At 61.8% G+C, this 22,479-nt stretch carries 21 protein-coding genes; 8 read left to right on the top strand and 13 right to left on the bottom strand.

Annotated features, from left to right (window positions below; all coding sequences use genetic code 11):
* Positions 1–67: 67 nt before the first annotated feature.
* The 4 genes from ABLU96_RS07440 to ABLU96_RS07425 form a co-directional block, all read right to left on the bottom strand.
* Positions 68–1,081 (bottom strand): HoxN/HupN/NixA family nickel/cobalt transporter, encoded by a 1,014-nt coding sequence (locus tag ABLU96_RS07440; protein ID WP_025107282.1) that lies wholly within the window; start codon positions 1,079–1,081, stop codon positions 68–70.
* A gap of 11 nt (positions 1,082–1,092) precedes the next feature.
* Positions 1,093–3,312 carry a carbamoyltransferase HypF gene (gene hypF / locus ABLU96_RS07435; protein WP_064406069.1) on the bottom strand — a complete coding sequence of 740 codons (2,220 nt, stop codon included), beginning with the start codon at positions 3,310–3,312 and terminating at the stop codon, positions 1,093–1,095.
* Positions 3,313–3,324: 12 nt separating this feature from the next.
* The gene (gene hydN, locus ABLU96_RS07430) at positions 3,325–3,852 is read right to left on the bottom strand and encodes an electron transport protein HydN (RefSeq protein ID WP_048260191.1); all 528 of its coding nucleotides are present in this window, start codon (positions 3,850–3,852) and stop codon (positions 3,325–3,327) included.
* A gap of 134 nt (positions 3,853–3,986) precedes the next feature.
* A complete protein-coding gene (locus tag ABLU96_RS07425; protein WP_025107280.1) occupies positions 3,987–5,000 on the bottom strand; it encodes a LacI family DNA-binding transcriptional regulator in 1,014 nt (337 codons plus the stop codon).
* Positions 5,001–5,256: 256 nt separating this feature from the next.
* Here ABLU96_RS07425 and ascF point away from each other — a divergent pair, with 256 nt between their 5' ends.
* Complete coding sequence (gene ascF, locus ABLU96_RS07420) at positions 5,257–6,699, top strand: PTS cellobiose/arbutin/salicin transporter subunit IIBC (RefSeq protein ID WP_064375640.1); 1,443 nt, start codon at positions 5,257–5,259, stop codon at positions 6,697–6,699.
* A gap of 26 nt (positions 6,700–6,725) precedes the next feature.
* Positions 6,726–8,150, top strand: a complete 1,425-nt coding sequence (locus ABLU96_RS07415) for a 6-phospho-beta-glucosidase (protein WP_032694625.1) — start codon at positions 6,726–6,728, stop codon at positions 8,148–8,150.
* Positions 8,151–8,445: 295 nt separating this feature from the next.
* Here ABLU96_RS07415 and hycI read toward each other — a convergent pair whose 3' ends face one another.
* From hycI to hycA, 9 genes are all read right to left on the bottom strand, one after another.
* Positions 8,446–8,931, bottom strand: coding sequence for a hydrogenase maturation peptidase HycI (hycI, locus tag ABLU96_RS07410; protein ID WP_032694626.1), 486 nt, complete (start codon positions 8,929–8,931; stop codon positions 8,446–8,448).
* Positions 8,924–9,334: a formate hydrogenlyase maturation HycH family protein gene (locus ABLU96_RS07405; RefSeq protein ID WP_014226530.1), complete on the bottom strand. Its 411-nt coding sequence runs from the start codon at positions 9,332–9,334 to the stop codon at positions 8,924–8,926. Before ABLU96_RS07405 ends, hycI begins: the two co-directional genes overlap by 8 nt.
* Complete coding sequence (locus ABLU96_RS07400; protein WP_032750980.1) at positions 9,331–10,098, bottom strand: NADH-quinone oxidoreductase subunit B family protein; 768 nt, start codon at positions 10,096–10,098, stop codon at positions 9,331–9,333. The genes ABLU96_RS07405 and ABLU96_RS07400 overlap by 4 nt, the downstream gene beginning before the upstream one ends.
* A complete protein-coding gene (locus tag ABLU96_RS07395) occupies positions 10,098–10,640 on the bottom strand; it encodes a formate hydrogenlyase complex iron-sulfur subunit (RefSeq protein WP_025107277.1) in 543 nt (180 codons plus the stop codon). The genes ABLU96_RS07400 and ABLU96_RS07395 overlap by 1 nt, the downstream gene beginning before the upstream one ends.
* Positions 10,641–10,649: 9 nt before the next feature.
* Positions 10,650–12,359: a formate hydrogenlyase subunit HycE gene (gene hycE, locus ABLU96_RS07390; protein WP_014839316.1), complete on the bottom strand. Its 1,710-nt coding sequence runs from the start codon at positions 12,357–12,359 to the stop codon at positions 10,650–10,652.
* A 17-nt stretch (positions 12,360–12,376) separates the two neighbouring features.
* Positions 12,377–13,300: a respiratory chain complex I subunit 1 family protein gene (locus ABLU96_RS07385; protein WP_004104852.1), complete on the bottom strand. Its 924-nt coding sequence runs from the start codon at positions 13,298–13,300 to the stop codon at positions 12,377–12,379.
* 2 nt (positions 13,301–13,302) lie between these two features.
* Positions 13,303–15,129 (bottom strand): formate hydrogenlyase subunit 3, encoded by a 1,827-nt coding sequence (hycC, locus tag ABLU96_RS07380; RefSeq protein ID WP_025107276.1) that lies wholly within the window; start codon positions 15,127–15,129, stop codon positions 13,303–13,305.
* Positions 15,126–15,734, bottom strand: a complete 609-nt coding sequence (locus tag ABLU96_RS07375) for a 4Fe-4S dicluster domain-containing protein (RefSeq protein WP_049068949.1) — start codon at positions 15,732–15,734, stop codon at positions 15,126–15,128. The genes hycC and ABLU96_RS07375 overlap by 4 nt, the downstream gene beginning before the upstream one ends.
* Positions 15,735–15,816: 82 nt before the next feature.
* Positions 15,817–16,266 carry a formate hydrogenlyase regulator HycA gene (hycA, locus tag ABLU96_RS07370; RefSeq protein WP_004134329.1) on the bottom strand — a complete coding sequence of 150 codons (450 nt, stop codon included), beginning with the start codon at positions 16,264–16,266 and terminating at the stop codon, positions 15,817–15,819.
* A gap of 208 nt (positions 16,267–16,474) precedes the next feature.
* On the opposite strand from hycA, the gene hypA reads away from it, so the two are divergent.
* From hypA to flhA, 6 genes are all read left to right on the top strand, one after another.
* A complete protein-coding gene (gene hypA / locus ABLU96_RS07365) occupies positions 16,475–16,819 on the top strand; it encodes a hydrogenase maturation nickel metallochaperone HypA (protein ID WP_004114752.1) in 345 nt (114 codons plus the stop codon).
* Between the two features lie 7 nt (positions 16,820–16,826).
* The gene (hypB, locus tag ABLU96_RS07360) at positions 16,827–17,699 is read left to right on the top strand and encodes a hydrogenase nickel incorporation protein HypB (RefSeq protein WP_049083798.1); all 873 of its coding nucleotides are present in this window, start codon (positions 16,827–16,829) and stop codon (positions 17,697–17,699) included.
* A complete protein-coding gene (locus ABLU96_RS07355) occupies positions 17,690–17,962 on the top strand; it encodes a HypC/HybG/HupF family hydrogenase formation chaperone (RefSeq protein ID WP_004104861.1) in 273 nt (90 codons plus the stop codon). Before hypB ends, ABLU96_RS07355 begins: the two co-directional genes overlap by 10 nt.
* Positions 17,963–19,084, top strand: a complete 1,122-nt coding sequence (hypD, locus tag ABLU96_RS07350) for a hydrogenase formation protein HypD (protein ID WP_025107274.1) — start codon at positions 17,963–17,965, stop codon at positions 19,082–19,084.
* A complete protein-coding gene (gene hypE, locus ABLU96_RS07345) occupies positions 19,081–20,091 on the top strand; it encodes a hydrogenase expression/formation protein HypE (RefSeq protein WP_064406066.1) in 1,011 nt (336 codons plus the stop codon). The genes hypD and hypE overlap by 4 nt, the downstream gene beginning before the upstream one ends.
* A 231-nt stretch (positions 20,092–20,322) precedes the next feature.
* Positions 20,323–22,395 (top strand): formate hydrogenlyase transcriptional activator FlhA, encoded by a 2,073-nt coding sequence (gene flhA / locus ABLU96_RS07340; RefSeq protein ID WP_064406063.1) that lies wholly within the window; start codon positions 20,323–20,325, stop codon positions 22,393–22,395.
* Positions 22,396–22,479 lie beyond the last annotated feature (84 nt).

Below are 22,479 nucleotides of genomic sequence, written 5' to 3'. Positions count from 1 at the left end.
CCAACTTGCGAGGCGCTCGGGTTTGGTAGCCCGGCTAAGCGCAGCGCGAGCCGGGGAAATGCCCAACCTACCGCGCCAGGTTATCGTACCCGCGCCAGCGGTAGTTGAGCACCGACAGCACCCAGCAGGCCACGAACAGCCCGACCACCACAAAACCGGCGTCGCCGAGATGGTCGTTCAATGCGCCAACCCAGCGCCAGAGGCCGCCGCTCAGAGAGAACTTATCCATCAACAGCCCCAGCGCTTCCAGACCGCCGATAAACAGCGCCACCACCACCGAGGTGCCGGTAATGGTCATATTGTAATAGAGCTTGCGCTGCGGCTTGCTGAACGCCCAGCCGTAGGCGCCGACCATCAGCACGTTATCGAGCGTATCCACCAGCGCCATCCCGCTGGCGAACAGCGCCGGAAAAACCATAATCGACCAAATTGACACCCCGCTCGACGCGCTGGCGGCGGAGATCCCCAGCACGCCGATTTCCGTCGCCGTATCAAAGCCGAGGCCAAACAGAAAGCCCACCAGATACATCTGCCAGCTGCGGCTAATCAGGCGGAAGGTTTTACCGAACAACCAGCTCATCATGCCGCCGCCGGTCATGACCTCATCGCTCACCTTTTCGCCCTGCTTCCACGCCCGAAAGCTGCGCCAGACGCTGCGCAAAATAACCAGGTTGATAAAGGCCATCACCAGCAGGAACAGCGCCGACACGGCGGTGCCGATAACGCTGCCGGTCTCGTGAAACCAGCTCATCTGCTGGCCAAACGCGGTGGCGGTCGCGGCAATCGCCGCCGAAGCCAGCACCACAATCGACGAATGCCCCAGCGAGAACCACGCGCCAACGGCAAAAGGCCGCTTCCCCTGCTGCATCATTTTGCGGGTCACGTTGTCGATGGCCGCGATATGGTCGGCGTCCACCGCGTGGCGCAGACCATAACCCCAGGCCAGCAGGCTGGCGGCCATCAGCGCGCCGCTGCCGCCGAACGCCGTAAACGCCCAGCCCCAGGCCAGCAAATTGGCGGCAATCAATGCCAGCACCAGCGCCGCTGCGCGCGGCTGCTGACGCAAAATCGTCACTATCATATCGGTGTCCTTTAAGCCTGTAGGCGGGCCGCAGCGATAACCGCCTGGCCGAGGGCAATCGCGCCATCGCCTGCGGGCAGCTGCTGCGGAAAGAGCAGAGTAAAATCGGCCAGATAAAAGGTCAATCGCGCCGTCAGCAGGCGGTTGTGCAGTACCCCGCCGCCGAAGGCCAGCGTGTGAATATTCCGCGCGTTCGCGCAATCGCGCATCATGGCCGCCAGCCCGCGGGCCAGCGCATCATGAAAGGCCCACGCTTTTTGCGCCGGGCTCGCCTGCCAGCTCAGCCACTGCTGCCAGAACGTCGCCAGATCCAGTTTTCCATCGCGCCACGGTAGCGTCGCCGGATGCTCAACTCCTTCGCAGGTCGCCGCCAGCGCCTCCAGACGGCACGCCGCTTCCCCCTCATAGCTCAGGGTTAGCGGAGCGCAGCCCAGCGCGCAGGCGACGGCGTCAAACAGACGGCCGCACGACGATGCCTGCGGCGCATTAATACCGCGCTCGATTGCCCGCGCCAGCAGCGGCCAGCTTTGCTGGCGCAGCGCGGCGGTGTCGGCATAATTCTGCCACTCGGGGACGAAGGCCAGGCAGTGGGCGAGCAGATTGCGCCACGGCTGACGCGCCGCGAGGTCGCCGCCAGGCAGCGCCACCGCCGGCAGACCGCCGAGATGCTCGCACTCGCGATAGTTGACCCGCAGGCACTCGCCGCCCCACAGTTCGCCGTTTTCCCCCATCCCGATACCGTCGAGGGTCAGGGCAATCACGTCGCCGCCCTCCCGCGGCCAGCGGTGCTCGGCCAGGCAGGCGGCCGCGTGGGCATGATGATGCAACACGCGGTCCACCGGAAGCGCCAGCGACGCCGCCCACCGCGAAGCGCGGTAGCCGGGATGGGCGTCGGCAACCACCCGCTGGGGGGTAAAAGCGTAAATCTCCTGCATCAGACGCAGCGCCTGCCGCCACTGCGCCTCGACGCCCTCCTCATCGAGATCGCCAAAATGCTGGCTGAGCACCGCTTCATCGCCGCGCAGCAGGCAGAACGTATTTTTCATATCCGCGCCGAGAGCCAGCAGCGGCGGTACGTCGTGGAAACCCGGCGGCAGCGCCAGCGCGTCAGGCACGTAGCCACGGGCACGGCGCAGCATCTCGCCGCTTTGCCGCACCACGGAATCATCCATCCGCTGCACAATCTCGCGATTATGCAGCAGAAATCCGTCGGCAATTCCGGCTAAATCCGCCAGCGCCTCGGCGTTGGTTAACGCCGGCGGGCGGCCGCTGAGGTTGCCGGAGGTCATCACTAATGGGCGCGCCAGCGCCTGCGAAAGTAAATGCTGCAGTGGATTAGACGGCAGCATCCCCCCTACTTCCGCAAGCCCTGGCGCAATCTGGTCGCACAGGCCGGCCACCTGCGTTTTCTCCAGCAGCACGATCGGCGCGGCGGGAGAGGTCAGCAGCGTCAGCGCCGGTTCATCGAGCCCCGCCGTTGTCGCCAGCATCACCGCCAGCGGTTTCGCCGGGCGATGCTTGCGCGCCCGCAGCTTCGCCACGGCCTCGCGGTTTCCGGCGTCGCACAGCAGATGGAAACCGCCCAGCCCCTTCACCGCCACAATATCGCCCGCCAGCAGGCGAGCAATCGTCGCATCTAAGGCGGCCTCGCCAAATAAATGCTCCTGCGGGCCGCGCCACTCCAGCTGCGGCCCGCACTCGGCGCAGGCTACCGGCTGCGCGTGAAAGCGGCGATCGGCGGGATCGCCATATTCCGTCGCGCAGGCGGGGCAAAGAGGAAACGGCGACATAGAGGTCAGCGGGCGGTCGTAGGGCATAGCGCGAATAATGGTAAAGCGCGGCCCGCAGTGGGTGCAGTTGATAAACGGATAGCGGTAGCGGCGCTCCCGCGGGTTGTTCATCTCCGCCAGGCATGCCGGGCAGGTAGCGGCATCGGGCACAATCTGCGTGCGCATGCTTCCGGCCCCGCTTTGGCGGATGGTAAAGCCCGGCGGCGGCGCGGCCCAGACAAAAGGCGCCGCTGCCGCGCTGTCGATACGCGCCAGCGGCGGGCAGCGCCGGGTTAACGCGGCGAGAAATGGCGCATCATCGCCGACAAGGCGCACCAGCACGCCGTCGCCGTCGTTGCACACGTCGCCGCGCAGCCCCAGCTGCTGCGCCAGCTGCCAGACGAAGGGGCGGAATCCCACCCCCTGCACTTTACCGCGAATGCGGATTTGCACCCCGTTCATTGCGCGACCGGCTTACCAGGCCAGCGCGGTGCGGCGGCGTTTTTCGATATTCATCTGTTCGAGCTTGTTGCGGTCGACGCAAATCAGCGCGTGGGTCGGACAGGCATCCATACAGGCCGGGCCTTCCTCACGGTGGTGGCAAAGGTCGCATTTGTTGGCTTCGGCTTTTTCCGCCATCACGTTCAGCCCCGCGCCGCTGTGGCGGATAACCGGGCGCACCACCACTTCCATGGCGCCGTAGGGACAGGCCACCACGCAGGTTTTGCAGCCGATGCAGCGCTCCTGCATCACGTGGACGAAGCCCTGATCGCGGCCGATCGCGCCGTTCGGACAGACGTTGGCGCACGGGGCGTCCTCGCACTGACGGCAGGCGGTGGCCGTCGACACATTAACGCCTTTGATCACGTGAATACGCGGTAAAAAGCTTTTTGGCGTCAGCGCGGCGCAGTCCTGATTTTCCTGATGAGAGACCACGCAGGCCACTTCACAGGTGCGGCAGCCGATGCATTTGCTCGCGTCGGCGATAATGAAACGGTTCATCCATTTCTCCAGCTGTAAGAAGGTTACGCGCCGGAGTATGCATAATGCGTTCCAACTTTTATCTTACTGATATTAAAGAAGATAAATACGGAAGATACTGTCATCGTCAGTTGTGACGATGACAGCTGACGACGTCAGGCGTGCGGGCCGGGAACCATCGAGTCGCGTTCAATCAGCTCGCCGGAAAAGGTTTGCTGAAATTTAAAATCGCCGCCGTCGAGCATAAAGATCAGCCGGTTGATGCTCTCTTTGATCATCTCCGTCACCGGGACTTTGACGCTGGAGAGCGCCGGCACCATAAACGGCGCCAGCGCGATATCGTCAAAGCCCACCACCGAAACCTGCTCCGGAACCTTGACGCCGAGCTGGTGCAACTGCTTCATCGCGCCAACCGCCATATCGTCGTTGCTCGCCACCAGCGCGCTATAGCCGACGCGGCGCTGGCGCAGCGTCTCGACTCCCGCCGCGCCGGTTTCCGGCGTCCAGCGGCCTTCGACGATCAGAGAGTCATTCAGGGCAATGCCGCCGCGGGCCAACGCGTCTTTATAGCCCGAGAGACGCTCTACGCCGGTTGGCGAATCCAGCGAACCGGTAATAAACGCGATTTCCCGATGGCCCAGCGCGATAAGCTTTTCCACCGCCATCATCGCCGAGGCCTTTTGATCGGACCAGACGCAGTGGCTGGCGTTGCGGCGCAGGCGGCGGTTGAGCACCATGATCGGCCGCTCATGATTTTCGATAATCTCATCCATCTCATCAACGCTGAGAAAGCGCGGATAGATAATAATCGCATCGCAGCGCAGATCGAGCAGATACTGAATCGCCTCGCGCTCCTCCTCCGCGCTGTGCTTGCCGTCGGCGAGGATCAGCTGCCGCCCTTTGTCTTCGGTCATCCGCGCCACGTGGTAAAGCAGTTCGCTGAAATAGACGCCGTGATAAAGGGTGTTGGTCACCACCAGCCCGAGGGTCTGGGTCTTTTTCGTCGCCAGGTTGCGCGCCAGCAGATTCGGCCGGTAGCCGCTTTCGGCCACCGCCTGGAAGACGCGATCTTTGGTCTCCTGGCTGACATAGCCGTTCCCCGACAGCACCCGCGAAACGGTGGCCTTTGACACCCCCGCGCGCTTCGCTACCTCCAGCATCGTTGCCATGTGGTTATTCCTGTTGCCAATGTTGCCCGCAGTGTACTGCACGCGCTGCGCTTTTTCAGCATTTGCGCGTCGCCCGCGCTGATGCGCACACAGCGATCAAAATCACAAAATCAAGATCTTATTTTTTTATTTCTTGTATGCATTCATGAAACTAATCATGATTTTGTGGAACCGGTTTCCTATGTATGCATGATGCCGCTCCGCTTTCCGGCGCGGTGACAAGCCAGTACCCCATTGATAAACAGGATAAAATCCGATGTCTAAAAATTATGCAGCTCTGGCGCAGCAGATTATCGCGGCAATTGGCGGCGCAGATAACGTTGCCGCCGTCACCCACTGCATGACCCGCCTGCGTTTCGTGGTCAAAGACAACGAGCGGGTCGACAGCGCCACCCTCAAAGGGCTGAAAGGCGTGCTCGGCGTCGTGCGTAGCGATAACCAGTGCCAGGTGATCGTGGGCAATACCGTCTCCCAGGCGTATCGCGAAGTGGTCGCGCTGCTGCCGGGGGATCTACGCCCCGCCGAACCGCAGGGGAAACCGCCCATTACCCTGAAACGCATCGGCGCCGGGATCCTCGACGCGCTGATCGGCACCATGTCGCCGCTGATCCCGGCGATTATCGGCGGATCGATGGTTAAGCTGCTGGCAATGATCCTCGAGATGACCGGCGTGCTGCCCAAAGGCGCGACAACGCTGACTATTCTGACGGTTATCGGCGACGGCGCGTTCTTCTTCCTGCCGCTGATGGTTGCGGCCTCCGCGGCGGTGAAGTTCAAAACCAATATGTCGCTGGCGATTGCGATTGCCGGGGTGCTGGTACACCCGAGCTTTATCGAGCTGATGGCCAAAGCCGCCCAGGGCGAGCACGTGGAGTTCGCCTTTATTCCGGTGACGGCGGTGAAATACACCTATACCGTGATCCCGGCGCTGGTGATGACCTGGTGCCTCTCCTATATCGAACGCTGGGTCGACCGTATCACCCCGGCGGTGACAAAAAACTTCCTTAAACCGATGCTGATCGTGCTGATCGCCGCTCCGCTGTCGATTCTGCTGATTGGCCCGCTCGGCATCTGGATCGGTAGCGCCATTTCCGCGCTGGTCTATACGATCCACAGCTATCTCGGCTGGCTGTCGGTGGCGATCATGGGCGCCCTGTGGCCGCTGCTGGTAATGACCGGGATGCACCGGGTCTTTACCCCGACTATCATTCAGACCATCGCCGAAACCGGCAAAGAGGGCATGGTAATGCCGTCGGAAATCGGCGCTAATCTGTCGCTGGGCGGTTCGTCGCTGGCGGTGGCGTGGAAAACCAAAAACCCGGAGCTGCGCCAGACGGCGCTGGCGGCCGCGGCTTCCGCGATTCTGGCGGGGATTTCCGAACCGGCGCTGTACGGCGTGGCGGTGCGGCTGAAGCGACCGCTGATCGCCAGCCTGATCAGCGGCTTTATCTGCGGCGCGGTGGCCGGTATTGCCGGGCTCGCCAGCCACTCAATGGCGGCGCCGGGGTTGTTTACCAGCGTCCAGTTTTTCGACCCGGCCAATCCGATGACCATCGTCTGGGTCTTCGGCGTCATGGCGCTGGCGGTAGTGCTGTCGTTTGTCCTGACGCTAATGCTTGGCTTTGAAGATATTCCGCAAGAAGAAGCCGCCGCCGACGCCAGACAGCGCCAGGCCGGCACCCAGGCTTCTCACGCCTGAACACCATTTTGTTAACGAGGTAACGCATGGCGACTTTTCCACAGGGATTTTTATGGGGCGGCGCACTGGCCGCCAACCAGTCCGAAGGGGCATATCTGGAGGGTGGCAAAGGGCTGACCACCGTCGATATGATTCCCCACGGCGCGCACCGCCTGGCGGTCAAGCTGGGGCAGGAGAAACGCTTCGCGCTGCGCGACGATGAGTTCTACCCGAGCCACGAGGCGATCGATTTTTATCATCGTTATAAAGAAGATATCGCCCTGATGGCGGAGATGGGCTTTAGCGTCTTCCGCACCTCTATCGCCTGGAGCCGTCTGTTTCCTGAGGGCGATGAGCTGGAACCGAACCCGGAAGGGATCGCCTTTTATCGCTCGCTGTTCGAGGAGTGCAAAAAGCACCGCATCGAGCCGCTGGTGACGCTGTGCCATTTCGACGTGCCGATGCACCTGGTCACCGAGTACGGCTCCTGGCGCAATCGAAAAATGGTGGAGTTCTTCACCCGCTACGCCCGCACCTGCTTTGAAGCCTTTGATGGCTTGGTGAAATACTGGCTTACCTTCAATGAAATCAACATCATGCTGCATAGCCCGTTCTCCGGCGCCGGTCTGGTGTTTGAAGAGGGGGAAAATCAGGAGCAGGTGAAATACCAGGCCGCCCATCACGAACTGGTCGCCAGCGCCTTAGCGACCAAAATCGCCCACGAGGTGAATCCGCAAAATCAGGTCGGCTGTATGCTGGCGGGCGGCAACTTCTACCCCTACTCCTGTAAGCCGGAAGACGTGTGGATGGCGCTGGAGAAAGATCGCGAGAACCTGTTCTTTATCGATGTCCAGGCGCGCGGCGCGTATCCGGTATGGGCGGCGCGGGTATTCCGCGAGAAAGGCGTGACCATCGCCAAAGAAGCGGGCGATGATGAGATCCTGCGCCATACCGTCGATTTCGTCTCCTTCAGCTACTACGCTTCACGCTGCGCGTCGGCGGAGATGAACGCCGGCAACACCAGCGCCGCCAATATCGTTAAATCGCTGAAGAACCCGCATATTCAGGCCAGCGAATGGGGCTGGGGCATCGACCCGCTCGGCCTGCGCATCACCATGAATATGATGTATGACCGCTACCAGAAACCGCTGTTCCTCGTGGAAAACGGTCTCGGCGCGCGGGATGAGATTGACGCTAACGGCGAGATTAACGACGACTACCGCATCAGCTATCTGCGCGAGCATATTAAAGCGATGGGTGACGCCATCGAGGACGGCATTCCGGTGATGGGCTACACCAGCTGGGGCTGTATCGATCTGGTGTCCGCCTCCACCGGCGAGATGAGCAAGCGCTACGGCTTTGTCTACGTCGACCGCGACGATGCCGGACGCGGCACGCTGGCGCGAAAACGCAAAAAGTCGTTCTGGTGGTATAAGAAGGTGATTGCCAGCAATGGGGAAGATTTGGCGTAGTGTGCCCCGCGGACTGAGGGAGCTTCAGCTTAACAAACACCTGCAACACGGAAATTTTCCCGGCTTGCGCTACGCTTAGCCGGGCTACAGGTTCATCAACGCCCGCAGACCGGTAGCCCGGGTAAGGCGTTTACGCCGCGACCCGGGAAAAAGCACACTTGCTCCCCCTGGCCGAACTTCCGGCTACAGGTTCATCAACGCCCGCGAACCGGTAGCCCGGGTAAGGCGTTTACGCCGCGACCCGGGAAAAAAGTACGCTTGCTCCCCCAGGCCGAACTTCCGGCTCGCGCTGCGCTTAGCCGGGGAACGCCGGCTCCTCTGCGGCTTCAAGTGCCGCAAAACCGCCATTCCCCTGCCAGCCATCAAGCCGCGCGTACACCACCTCGACCGCGTCCTTAATCGGCTGGGTCATCGGGTAATAAAAGCCGACGATATCCGGCTGAATGCCTAAGAAAATCACCTCGCCGATATCCTCTTTTAGCTGATCGATCAGATAGTTGAGCGGCATATTGTGGGTGGTCATCATAAACATCTCGGCGATATCGTCCGGATCGACGATGCGGATCTCGCCGGGATTCAGGCCCATATCGGTGGCATCGACGATCAGCAGGCGCTCGGGGCGCAGCTCGCGAATGGCGACGATATCGTTCTCCGGCGCGCTGCCGCCGTCAATCACCACCCATTCGCCGACGGGATTAGCCGCGCACATCTCCGCCAGCAGCGGACCTGCGCCGTCGTCGCCCATCATACTATTGCCGACACAGAGTAAAACGTCAGTCACGGAGTCTCCTCACCATCAGGTAGATGGCGCTTTCCTGGTGAATATCATGCAGCATGCTGAGCAGCGTTTTGCTCCACGCCTGCTGCTCGGGGGTCTGCCGGGCCTGCGCTTTATCAAAAGCGTTGGCCAGCATCGTCACATGATTGCTGTCAATAACAATCTCGCCGTACTTCGGCACGCCTTCCATTTTGCGCCGCGCGGTGCTGCCCTCTTCGAGGGTCGCAATCCACGCCAGATACGCCTGCCACGGACAGCTCAGAGCCGCCTCAAGGCAGTCGATGACGCCGAGGTGGTGGCCAATTGCCAGGCTGTAATAGACCACCTGCTGCGCCTGGTCGGGCGTCGCATCGTTCTCATCAATAAATTTACGGCTCAGCTGACTGAACACCACCGTCTCGCTCATCGGATACGCGCTCCCTCGACCACCTGGTTCAGATGGGTGACGATCTCGGTCAGGCGCGGATCTTTTTCCGCCTCCAGCCAGCGCACCACCTGGCTATCGCCCTGCCCCAGCAGGCGCATATAGTCGTCGGCTATCTGGCGACCGTAGCGATAGCCCGCCAGCCGGCGCGCTTCGCGGTCGATGCGCACCCGCAGCGGCTGTACCATATCCGGGTGCAGAAGCTCGGTCGGCCGTTCGTCCTGTTCGCCCGGCAGACGAGCATGGATTTTCTGTTCCAGCAGGCCCAGCGCCATCGCGAAGCCGTACAGCGTCGCGGCGGGGGTCGGCGGGCAGCCGGGAATATAGACATCCACCGGCACGATTTTATCGGTGCCGCCCCATACGCAGTAGAGGTCGTGGAAGATGCCGCCGCTGTTGCCGCAGGCACCGTAGGAGATACAGATTTTCGGGTCCGGCGCGGACTGCCACGCGCGCAGCGCGGGAGAACGCATCGCCCGGGTTACCGCCCCGGTAAACAGCAGAATATCGGCGTGACGCGGCGACGGCACCACTTTGATCCCAAAACGCTCGGCGTCGAACAGCGGCGACAGGGTAGCGAAAATCTCGATCTCGCAGCCGTTGCAGCCGCCGCAGTCCACCCTGTAGACGTAGGCGGAACGCTTAATTTTCTTCAGCAGCGATGCCTTCATGCTGGCGATGGACTCATCCACCGTCATCGGCACCGGAATGCCGTTTTCATCGCGCGGGCCTAATAAGTTGCTCATCAGCTGGCCTCTCTCATATGGCGAGTCAGTTCAATACGGTCGGACGGCACCAGGCACTTCTGGCGTTTACACTCCGGGCAGGTCTCAAAGCTTTCGCGATGCAGCTCGGCGCGGCTGTCGCCGTTGTGTTTGAGCAGCGCGATGGCGTAGTCGATCTCTTTCTGTACGGCGAACGGCCGTGCGCATACCCGACAGTGGCAGATGGCAAAACGCGACTGCTGGAGGAAATCCTCTTTTTTCCACACCGCCAGCTCGTACTCCTGAGAGAGCCTAATCGCCGCCGTCGGGCAAACCTCTTCGCAGCGTCCGCAGAAAATGCAGCGTCCGAGGTTGAACTGCCACGCCAGCTGGTTGGTGGCCAGATCGGTCTCCACCGTCAGGGCGTTCGACGGACAGGCGTTAACGCAGGCGGCGCAGCCGATGCACTGCTGCGGGTTATGCTCCGGTTTGCCGCGGAAGTTTTTATCCACCGGCATCGGCTCCAGCGGGTATGAGTGCGTCGCGGTGCCGGTTTTGATGACTTTTTTAATAAAGGTAAACATGGCGATTCCTTATTTCAGCGGCGAGTTCTTACGCTCGATGCTGTAGCGCTCCAGCTCTTTGTACGGCACCACTTTGCTTTTCTTCTTGCGCACGTCAACCACGGTCATGCGGTCGGTGCAGGAGTAGCACGGGTCGAGGCTGCCGATAATCAGCGGCGCGTCGGAGACGGTATTGCCGCGCAGCATATAGCGCAGGGTCGGCCAGTTGGCGTAGGTCGCCGCCCGGCAGCGCCAGCGGTACAGCTTCTGGTTGTCGCCGGTCATGCTCCAGTGGATATCATCTCCGCGCGGCGCTTCCGAGAAGCCCAGCGCGAAGCGGTGCGGAATATAAGTGAACCCTTCGACCATCAGCGGGCCGCCCGGCAGGTTATCGAGGCCAAAGTCGATCATGTTCAGCGCGGTGTAGACCTCGTTGATGCGCACCTTCAGGCGCGAGATGACGTCGCAGCCCTGTTCGCTGTGCACTTCCATCGGCAGCAGGCCGTAGCCGACAAACGGGTGATCGGCGCGGGTATCGCGGGCGTGGCCGCTGGCGCGCACCATCGGGCCAACGTTGCTGAAGTCGCGGGCGATTTGCGGGTCGAGACGACCGATGCCCACGGTACGCTGCTCCATATTCGGCGTGCTGAGCAGCATATCCACCAGCTCCTGCACGTCGCGGCGCATCTGCTGCGCCAGCTGGCGGGTCTGGATCATGTCCTCTTTCAGCAGATCGCGACGAATGCCGCCAATCAGGTTCAGACCGTAGGTTTTACGCGCCCCGGTAAGAATTTCCGCCATCTTCATCGAGGTTTCGCGCACGCGGAAGAACTGCATAAACCCGGAGTCGAAGCCGGTAAAGTGGCAGGCGAGGCCGAGGTTCAGCAGGTGCGAGTGCAGGCGCTCCACCTCCAGCAGAATGGCGCGGATCATCTGCGCGCGCTCCGGCACCACGATCCCCATCGCGTTCTCCACCGAAGTGGTGTAGGCGGTGCTGTGGGCGAAACCGCAGATACCGCACACGCGGTCCGACAGGAAGGTGACTTCGTTGTAGCCCATCCGGGTTTCCGCCAGCTTTTCCATCCCGCGATGAACGTAGAACAGGCGGTAGTCGGCGTCGATAATATTCTCGCCGTCAACGAACAGGCGGAAGTGGCCCGGTTCGTCGGAGGTGACGTGCAGCGGGCCAATCGGCACCACGTTGTTTTTCTTGCTGCCCAGCTCGTTGATAAACTCGTAGGTTTCGGCGTCGGTGGTCGGCGCCGGACGCTGGCGGTAGTCCATGCTGTCTTTACGCAGCGGATAGAGTTCATCCGGCCAGTCGTCCGGCAGCACCAGCCGGCGTTCGTCCGGCAGGCCGACCGGCACCAGGCCGTACATGTCGCGCACTTCGCGCTCGCCCCATACCGCCGCCGGCACCCGCGGCGTCACCGACGGATACTCGGGTTTATTGGCGTCCACTTCCACGCGCACAGTGATCCAGCACTTCGTGCCCTGCTCCATCGACAGCACGTAGTAGACGGCGTAGTGGCCGTTCAGCTTGCGTTCATCGTTGCCGAACAGCACCGACAGCCAGCCGCCCTGCTTGTAGTACAGGAACTCGACCACTTCCGGCAGATAGTTGACCTTCACCGTGACCGTCAACTGGTCTTTGGTCTGCCAGGCTTCATCCAGCACCACGCCCGGAAAGGCCTGATGCAGCGCGGCGAGATAGTGTTGACCGATTTTTTCTTCAGACATGCTCAAACTCTCTTAAATCACGCCACCAGCAAGGAGACGAAGGCTAAAAAGGCAAAACCAAACCCGGCCCAGGTGACGCGGGAGGTGGCGCAAAAGCGCAGACGCGCCATGCTGTTTTCGAACAGCGCAATCACCAGCACGCCGAGCACCAGCTTGACGACGGCAACCACCAGCGCCAGCAGCAGACCGCCGACGCTAAAGCTGGTCATCTGTCCCCACGGGATAAATACGCCGACGAACATCTGCAGGACCACCAGCTGCTTGAGGCTGATGCCCCACTTCAGCACGCCGAAGCCGCTGCCGCTGTATTCCGAGAGCGGGCCTTCCTGCAGCTCCTGCTCCGCTTCCGCCAGGTCGAACGGCAGCTTGCCCATTTCGATAAAGGTGGCGAAGGCGCAGGCGCACAGCGCCAGAATCAGCGGAAGAGTGCGGGCGACAGGCCAGTGATAAATGGTGTCGGTGATACTGCTGATATGGGTGGACCCCGCGACCTGCGCCGCGACCCACAGGCCGAGCAGCAGGATGGGCTCCACCAGCACGCCGAGCATCGCTTCGCGGCTCGCCCCGATAGCGGTAAACGGGCTGCCGGTATCAAGGCCGGAAATAGCAAAGAAGAAGCGGGCGATAGCGAACAGGTAGATCAGGGTGATCAGGTCGCCCAGCCCCGCCATCGGCGAATCAACGGTCACCACCGGCAGCGCGGTGGCGATGGTCAGCATCACGCCGACCATCACGTACGGCGTCAGGCGGAAGACCCAGCCGGAGGCATCCGGGCCAACGCTCTGGCGGCCCAGCAGTTTCAGAATGTCCCGGTACTCCTGCAGCACGCCCGGACCGCGGCGATTATGCAGACGCGCGCGGGCGACGCGGGTCACCCCGGACAACAGCGGCGCGACGGCGAACAGCACCAGCGCCTGCAACAATGCAATTAATACGCTCATTCTCAGGCTCCTCGGGAAATCACAATCACCACCAGTACCGCCAGCTCCACCAGCGCCACGCCGCGAAATAGCGCAGGCGCGGAAGCGTTCTGCCAGCCGGGCACCAGGCGCACCGGGTTCAGCCAGTGGCGCAGTTTCAGAATCGGCGCAAAGGCTTCTTTCACCGGCATGGCGAAACCGTGGGCGGTCACCACCATGGATTTTTCATGGTCGTAGCCGCAGACCCAGGCCGCGCCGCGGGAGCGCGCCGGCAGGCGATCGCCCTTGAAGAAGATCATCAGCAGCAGCGGCAGGAGCGGGCAGGCAATCAGCAGAATGGCGATCATCGGCTGGGACACCGCGCTGGAGACCTCCGCCTGCACCGGAAACGCCCCGCTCACCAGCGGCAGCAGCCACGGTGCGGCAACCCCGCCAATCACGCAGCAGACGGCGGCCAGCACCACGCTAAAGGTCATCAGCCCCGGCGCGCAGGTGGCGTTTTCCGCCTCTTTGCTTCGCGGCGCGCCGAGGAAGGTGACGCCGTAGACTTTCGCCATACACATCACCGCCAGCGCGCCGGTAATCGCCAGGCCCACCGCCAGCAGTGGCCCGAGCAGGCGGCCAACAAACGCGTCGCCGGTGCTCAGCTTAAAGAAGGACTGATAGATAACCCACTCCCCGGCAAAGCCGTTCAGCGGCGGCAGCGCGGCCATCGCCATCAGGCCCACCAGCATCGCGAGCGAAATCAGCGGCATTTTCTTGCCGATCCCGCCGAGCTTTTCGATATCGCGATGGCCGGTGCGGAACCACACCGCCCCCGCGCCGAGGAACAGGGTGGTTTTAAACAGGCTATGGTTGATCAGGTGATACATGCCGCCAATAAAGCCCAGTACCATCAGGGTCGGGTTATGGGTCGCCACGCCGGTGACGAACGCCCCGAGGCCGAGCAGGATAATGCCGATGTTTTCCAGGGTGTGGTACGCCAGCAGGCGCTGAATATTGTGCTCCATCAGGGCGTACAGCCCGCCGACGAAGGCGGTGATCATGCCCAACACCAGCAGCATCACGCCCCACCACAGCGGCGGTACGCTGCCGGCCAGCGAGACCGTCAGGATGCCGTAGAGACCGACCTTCATCACCACCGTGGAAAACAGCGCGGCGGCCGGCGCGCTGGCGCCGGCGTGGGCCTGCGGCGCCCAGCCGTGCAGCGGAATAACTCCGGCCAGCAGCGCAAAGCCGACCAGGCCCGGCAGCCACAGCAGCGCGTTCTGCGGCGCCGCCATCGCCAGCTGGGTAATCTGCGCCAGCTCAAGGGTGCCGTAGGACGACCAGACCAGCCAGCAGCTCCACGCCATCAGCAACGTACCGAGGCGACCCAGCGCAAACCACAGCTTGCCGGACTGCGCGCAGCCGGTAAGAAACGCGGCGCAAAGGGCCATAATCTCCGCCATCACCACCAGCGCGCCGAAGTTTGTCACCACCACGGCGCAGACGGCGGCGGCCAGCAGCAGATTCACCAGCAGGCCGTTGGCTTTCACCTGCGGGTGACGATGCCAGGCGATATTGAACAGTGAAATCGGCAGCGCCGACAGGCCGATCGCCAGCAGCCACAGCGCGTTGACGCCGCCCACGCGCAGGGTCAAATGCAGCATCTGCAGCATGCCGCCGCTAACGCGCTCCGGCATCAGCAGCGCCGTTCCGCCCGCCAGCACCAGCATCGCGCTGGCGACCGCGCCGCCAATCCCGGCGATCGCCCCGCTCAGCGGTTTGCGCAGGGCGAACAGAAACGCCAGCACCGCGCTGGCGGCGTACCAGGCCACCGCCTGATTCACTAAGGAAATCACACTCATTTCACGTCCCCTTGTTGCGCCTGGAACAGCGACAGATCGCCGAGATCGGTATTAAAAGTCAGCTGCCGCTTACGCTTGCTGGCCTGGGCGATATCGCGGATATCCACCAGCAGCAGCGCTTTGGTCGGGCAGGTGCGTACGCACGCCGGGCCTTCCTCATCGAAGTGGCACAGGTCGCATTTGACGGCGATGGCGCGCACGCCCGGCACCCAGTCGAGCAGCGAGCTGACGCGGGCCGGCGCCGGCGGCGCGGCGGGGGCCAGGGGCGTATTGGCGTTAGCCGGCATATCCAGCGGACGGCTGCCGGAAAACTCAATGGCGCCGAACGGACAGGCGATGCCGCACAGCTTGCAGCTTACGCACAGGCTCTCATTGAGCTGCACCGCGCCATCGACGCGATTAATGGCGTTAACCGGGCAGACGGCGGCGCAGGGCGCATCTTCACAGTGGTGGCACATCTGCGGCGCAGATTCTTTTTCATTGCGCATTAAATGCAGCCGGGGCATGGCCTGCAGGCCCTGCTGGCGGTGAGTCTCAGCGCAGGCGGCTTCGCAGGTGCGACAGCCGATACAGACGGTGGAGTCAGCAATTACAAAACGGTTCACCGGGTCATCCTCAGGTGAAAGTCATTTTTGACGAAAACAGGTTGCGCAGGTGTCAGCTTCGACACTTGTCGACACCTGACGATTAACGGGCCAGCGTCAGGTGGCTTAAATCCACCGGCTGGTCTTGTTCGATAGCCTCGTAGAGACGGTCGTAAACGCTGGCGATAGTCGCCAGATAGTGCTCCAGAACCTGCTCGCGATCGCGGTTGCTAATCCGGCCATCAATGGTGCCGTCTGAGCCCAGCGTGGCCTGGGCAATCAGACGTCTGTCGTCGCCGTTTTTAGTTTCCACGTAATACTCGATGGTGTGGCTGTTAAACCCTTCCGCCAGCGCAACGTAGACCTGAAAATGGCCAAACAGTACGAAGCACAGTTCTTTATCCGGCGCGCAGCTCATGGCGTGATGCAGACGCGCTTTCGACAGGGTTATCCCCTGTACCAAGGAGTTGCAGTAGGTGTGCCACTGCTCCTGATGCTGACGGTGACGATCGGCGATGTAGTCCGCCTTTTCACTTAATTCCCAAATAGTCATCCCGGATCCCCCGTTGTATGAGATGCACCGGTTAAGCACTTTTCATGCCAAAATTTAATTAATTGATTTTAAACATGTTTATAAAATTCCGGGGGGCGGAAAGACATGTCGATGACGACGTCTGCAGCGTGTCATCGACATTTTCGTGACATTACCTATGACCTGGCATCGTTATTGCATTAAAGGGCCATCGCGATACGGAGGCACCATGCACGAAATCACTCTTAGCCAGCGGGCGCTGGAAATTATCGAACAGCAGGCGCTGCAGGCCGGCGCGCGTCGGGTGACCGGCGTGTGGCTGAAGGTCGGGGCGTTTTCCTGCGTGGAGGCCAGCGCGCTGACCTTCTGCTTTGAGCTGGTGTGCCGCGGCACGCTGGCGGAGGGCTGCGAGCTGCATATCGCCGAACAACAGGCTGAATGCTGGTGTGAATCCTGCCAGCAGTACGTGCATCTCATCTCCCAGCACGTGCGCCGCTGCCCGCAGTGTCAGAGCGACCGGCTGCAAATCGTGGCGGATGACGGCTTACAGATTCAGCGACTAGAAGTGGAGTAATAAGATTATGTGTACAACCTGCGGCTGCGGTGAAGGCAACCTTTATATAGAAGGCGACGAGCATAACCCGCATTCGGCGTTTCGCAGCGCACCCTTCGCGCCCGCCCCGCGCCAGATGATGAACATTACCGGCGTGAAAACCGATAACTTTTCCCCCACCCGCTCGGAGGCTGGCGACCTGCACTACGGTCACGGCGAGGCGGGTACCCATGCGCCCGGCCAGAGCCAGCGGCGGATGCTGGAAGTGGAAATCGACGTGCTGGATAAAAACAACCGTCTGGCCGCCCGCAACCGCGCGCGCTTCGCCGCTAAAAACCAGCTGGTGCTGAATCTGGTCTCCAGCCCCGGCTCCGGCAAAACCACCCTGCTGACGGAAACCCTGCTGCGGCTGAAAGAGAAAACCGCCTGCGCGGTGATTGAAGGCGATCAGCAAACGGTGAACGACGCCGCGCGCATCCGCGCCACCGGCACCCCAGCGATTCAGGTCAACACCGGCAAAGGCTGCCATCTCGACGCGCAGATGATCGCCGACGCCGCGCCGCGCCTGCCGCTGGCGGACCACGGCATTCTGTTTATCGAAAACGTCGGTAACCTGGTGTGTCCGGCGAGCTTTGACCTCGGCGAACGTCATAAAGTGGCGGTGCTGTCGGTAACCGAAGGCGAAGACAAGCCGCTGAAGTATCCGCATATGTTCGCCGCCGCCAGCCTGATGCTGCTTAACAAGGTCGACCTGCTGCCGTATCTCAACTTTGACGTAGAAAAGTGTCTGGCCTGCGCCCGCGAGGTGAACCCGGATATTGACATCATCCTGCTTTCCGCCACCAGCGGCGAAGGCATGGGCCAGTGGCTTAGCTGGCTGGAGACGCAACAATGTGCATAGGCATTCCCGGACAAATCTGCGCCATTGACGGCAATCTGGCGAAGGTCGAAGTGTGCGGCATTCAGCGCGAAGTCGACCTGACCCTGGTGGGCGCGGTTGACGATCGCGGCCAGCCGCGTCTCGGCCAGTGGGTGCTGGTCCACGTGGGTTTCGCCATGAGCGTGATTAACGAAGCCGAAGCCCGCGACACCCTCGAGGCGCTGCAAAATATGTTTGAAGTCGAGCCGGACGTCGGCGCGCTGCTGTACGGCGAGGAGCGGTAAATGCGCTATGTCGATGAATACCGCGCCCCGGAACAGGTGATGCAGCTGGTGGAACTCCTCCGGCAGCGCGCGCGCCTGCTGCCGCATACCGCCGAACGTCCGCTGCGCATTATGGAAGTGTGCGGCGGTCATACCCACGCCATTTTTAAATTTGGCCTCGATCAGCTGCTGCCGGAAAATATCGAGTTTATTCACGGCCCCGGCTGCCCGGTATGCGTGCTGCCGATGGGGCGCATCGACGCCTGTATCGATATCGCCAGCCGTCCGGGGGTGATTTTCTGCACCTTTGGCGACGCCATGCGCGTGCCGGGAAAAAACGGTTCACTGCTGCAGGCTAAATCGCGCGGCGCAGACGTCCGCATCGTCTATTCGCCGATGGACGCCCTGAAGCTGGCGCAGCAGCACCCCGAGCGTGAAGTGGTGTTCTTCGGCCTTGGTTTTGAAACGACGATGCCCGCCACCGCCCTGACCCTGCGCCAGGCCCGCGAGCGCGGCGTCGCCAACTTCTATTTTTTCTGCCAGCACATCACCCTGCTGCCAACCCTGCGCAGCCTGCTCGACCAGCCGGATAACGGTATCGACGCGTTTCTCGCCCCCGGTCACGTCAGCATGGTGATTGGCACCGACGCCTACGGATTTATCGCCAGCGACTATCATCGTCCTTTAGTGGTGGCAGGATTCGAACCGCTTGATCTACTGCAAGGCGCGGTGATGCTGGTTGAGCAGACAATAGCGCGGCACAGCGACGTGGAGAACCAGTATCGCCGGGTGGTGCCCGATGCGGGCAACCCGCTGGCGCAGTCGGCCATCGCCGAGGTGTTTTGCCTTAGCGGCGATAGCGAGTGGCGCGGTCTGGGGGTGATTAACGACTCCGGCGTGCATCTGACGGCCGCGTATCAGCGTTTCGACGCCGAAGCACATTTCCGCCCGGCGCCGCAGCGGGTCAGCGACGACCCGCGCGCCCGCTGCGGCGAGGTGCTGACCGGCCGCTGCAAACCGCACCAGTGCCCGCTATTCGGCAATACCTGCAACCCGCAGAGCGCGTTCGGCGCGCTGATGGTCTCATCGGAAGGCGCCTGCGCCGCCTGGTATCAATATCGCAGTCAGGAAATCGAAGCATGAAAAGCGTTCAGTTAGCCCACGGTAGCGGCGGTCAGGCGATGCAGCAGCTGATCGGCGATCTGTTTATGCAGGCTTTCGCCAACCCCTGGCTGGCGGAGCAGGAAGATCAGGCGCGTCTCGATCTCGCCCAGCTTAGCGCGCAGGGCGACAGGCTCGCCTTCTCCACCGACAGCTACGTCATCGATCCGCTGTTTTTCCCAGGCGGCAACATCGGCAAGCTGGCGGTCTGCGGCACGGCCAACGATGTGGCGGTGAGCGGCGCGCTGCCGCGCTATCTCTCGTGCGGGTTTATTCTCGAAGAGGGGCTGGAGATGGCCACCCTCGAAGCGGTGGTGAACAGCATGGCGCAGACCGCGCGGGAGGCCGGCATCGCCATTGTCACCGGCGATACCAAAGTGGTGCCGCGCGGGGCGGCGGATAAGCTGTTTATCAATACCGCCGGGATCGGCGTCATCCCCACCGGTATTCGCTGGGTGGCGCAGCAGATTAGCGCGGGAGACGTGCTGCTGGTCAGCGGCACGCTTGGCGATCACGGGGCAACGATCCTCAACCTGCGCGAACAGATGGGGCTTGACGGCGCGCTGTCCAGCGACTGCGCGGTGCTGACGCCCTTGATTCAGACGCTGCGCGACGTTGCTGGCGTGAAAGCCCTGCGCGATGCCACCCGCGGCGGCGTTAACGCGGTAGCCCATGAATTCGCCGCCGCCAGCGGCTGCGGGATTGAACTGCACGAGAATAAGCTGCCGGTGAACGATACCGTGCGCGGCGTGTGCGAGCTGCTGGGGCTGGACGCGCTTAATTTTGCCAACGAGGGCAAGCTGCTGATCGCCGTCGCCCGCGAGGCGGCGGAAAGCGTACTTGCGCATTTACGGTCTCATCCATTAGGCCGCGATGCGGCGATAATCGGCGAGGTTGTGCCGCGCGCGGGCGTGCGCTCTGTTGGTCTGTACGGCGTGAAGCGCACGCTGGATCTTCCTCACGCCGAGCCGCTGCCGAGAATTTGTTAACGGTGCGGGCCCCCGGATTGCGGCTAACGCCTTATCCGGGCTACAACACTGCGCGCACCTGTAGCCCGGCTAAGCGCAGCGCGAGCCGGGAAAAGCCAGCATGATTATCCAGCCCAAACCAGCGGGCACCCACGGATGGGTTAATGGCGGTCACAACCGCTTTATTAACAGACTATTATTTGTGTCATCACTTTCTTCTGCGCCGCTTTGCGGCGCTTTTGGACTTAAGCAATGTCGTATACACCGATGGGCGATCTTGGGCAGCAGGGTCTGTTTGATATCACCCGCATTTTATTACAGCAGCCGGATCTGGCCGCGCTGAGCGAGACGCTGACCGGCCTGGTGCAGCAGTCCGCGCTCGCCGACCGGGCGGCGATTATTCTGTGGCATCCCGGCAACCATCGCGCGGTCCGGCACGCCTGCGACGACGCGGGGCAGCCGGTGAGCTACGAGGATGAAACCGTCCTCGCCAACGGCCCGGTTCGACGCCTGCTCTCGCGCCCGGATGCGCTGCATTGCGATAGCGCCACCTTTGCCGAAACCTGGCCGCAGCTCGCCGTAAGCGGACTCTACCCCAGCTTTGGCTATTACTGCCTGCTGCCGCTGGCGGCGGAAGGGCGTATTTTCGGCGGCTGCGAATTTATTCGCGACGACAACCGGCCGTGGACCGAAAAAGAGTACCAGCGGCTGCACACCTTTACGCAAATCGTTGCCGTGGTGACCGAACAGATCCAAAGCCGGGTCAGCAACAACGTTGATTACGACCTGCTGTGCCGGGAACGCGACAACTTCCGCATCCTGGTGGCGATCACCAACGCGGTACTCTCGCGGCTGGATATCGACGAACTGGTCAGCGAAGTGGCCAAAGAGATCCACCGCTACTTCCGCATCGACGCCATCAGCGTGGTACTGCGCAGCAACCGCAAAGGCAAGCTCAATATCTACTCCACCCACTACCTCGACGCCAGCCACCCGGTGCACGACCAGAGCGAAGTGGACGAAGCCGGTACCCTGACCGAACGGGTATTCAAAAGCAAAGAGATGCTGCTGCTCAACCTGCATCAGCACGACCCGCTGGCGCCGTACGAAAAAATGCTTTTCGAGATGTGGGATAACAAAATTCAGACCCTGTGCCTGCTGCCGTTGATGTCCGGCAATACCCTGCTTGGGGTGCTGAAGCTGGCGCAGTGCGATGAGAAAGTCTTCACCACCACCAACCTCAAGCTGCTGCGGCAAATCGCCGAGCGCGTCTCGATCGCCATCGACAACGCCCTCGCCTACCGCGAGATTCAGCGGCTGAAAGAGCGGCTGGTCGATGAGAACCTCGCCCTGACCGAACAGCTTAACAACGTCGAGAGCGAGTTTGGCGAAATCATCGGCCGCAGCGAGGCCATGAACAACGTGCTCAAGCAGGTGGAGATGGTGGCGCAGAGCGACAGCACGGTGCTGATCCTCGGCGAAACCGGCACCGGTAAGGAGCTGATTGCCCGCGCTATTCATAATCTGAGCGGCCGCAATAGCCGCCGGATGGTCAAAATGAACTGCGCGGCGATGCCCGCCGGGCTGCTGGAAAGCGACCTGTTTGGCCACGAGCGCGGCGCCTTCACCGGCGCCAGCGCCCAGCGTATCGGCCGTTTCGAACTGGCGGACAAAAGCTCGCTGTTTCTCGATGAAGTGGGCGATATGCCGATTGAACTACAGCCGAAACTGCTGCGCGTGTTGCAGGAGCAGGAGTTCGAGCGTCTCGGCAGCAATAAGCTGATTCACACCGACGTGCGCCTGATCGCCGCCACCAACCGCGATCTTAAGCAGATGGTCGCCGATCGCGAGTTTCGCAGCGATCTCTACTATCGGCTGAACGTCTTCCCGATCCACCTGCCTCCCCTGCGCGAGCGGCCGGAGGATATTCCCCTGCTGGTGAAGGCCTTCACCTTTAAAATTGCCCGCCGTCTCGGGCGCAACATTGACAGCATTCCGGCGGAAACGCTGCGCCTGCTCAGCCGCATGGAGTGGCCGGGTAACGTGCGCGAACTGGAAAACGTCATTGAGCGCGCGGTGCTGCTGACCCGCGGCAGCGTGCTGCAGCTCTCCTTACCGGAAAAGAGTATCGAGACGGAGCCGCTGGCGGCGGAAGTGCTGCCGGAGGAAGGGGAAGACGAATACCAGCTGATTGTCCGGGTGCTGAAAGAGAGCAACGGCGTGGTCGCCGGACCGAAGGGCGCGGCCCAGCGTCTGGGATTAAAGCGCACGACGCTGCTTTCGCGCATGAAACGGTTGGGTATTAATAAAGACCAGCTGCAGTAGGCACATCTTCAGAACGCTGTTTCATTTTGAATTTAATGAAACAGCGTTCTGTGAGACAACTCGCTTTACCCGTTCCTGATGAAT

The organism is Klebsiella sp. CN_Kp106, from assembly GCF_040064575.1.
Lineage (GTDB): Bacteria > Pseudomonadota > Gammaproteobacteria > Enterobacterales > Enterobacteriaceae > Klebsiella > Klebsiella michiganensis.
Note: the sequence above shows the minus strand (reverse complement) of the source record. Positions and strands in the feature narration are given on the sequence as shown.